The sequence below is a fragment of the Streptomyces sp. 4F14 genome (genome assembly GCF_048159485.1).
In the GTDB taxonomy this organism is placed as follows: domain Bacteria; phylum Actinomycetota; class Actinomycetes; order Streptomycetales; family Streptomycetaceae; genus Streptomyces.
Genome location: NZ_JBLRVY010000281.1, coordinates 1 through 353 on the forward strand (window position 1 = coordinate 1; position 353 = coordinate 353).

The following is a 353-nucleotide window of genomic DNA, read 5'->3' on the forward strand; positions in this document are numbered from 1 at the left end:
GGAGTGACCCTCTGAGTCAGTTGCCGGGCGGTTCGGCCGACTTGGCGGCTCGGGTGGCGAGACGGTCCATGCGCGCACGGGCCGACTCCAGCTCCTCGACCTCCTCGGCGGCCGGACCGCCCTCCGCCACGAGCTCGCCCCACAGCCCGAGCAGCTCCCGGCCCAGCTGCAGACCGAGTGCCGGATCCCGTACGGCACGCCAGGCCGTGGCCGCGCCATGGAGGCTGCCGTACGCCGCCTCCCCGTCCCGGGCCCGGTGGTGCCTGCGCGCCACGTCCAGGGAGAGGGCGAAGGCGCGCTCCGGGTCGCCCGCCAAGTAGGCGATGTACGCGGTGAGTTCGCGGATCCTGAGC

Annotated in this window: 1 pseudogene; it reads right to left on the reverse strand. The window is 74.5% G+C overall.

From position 1 onward, the window contains the following. Nucleotides 1–16: 16 nt before the first annotated feature. Nucleotides 17–353, reverse strand: a pseudogene (locus tag ACLZOT_RS50725) (tetratricopeptide repeat protein); the annotation flags it as partial.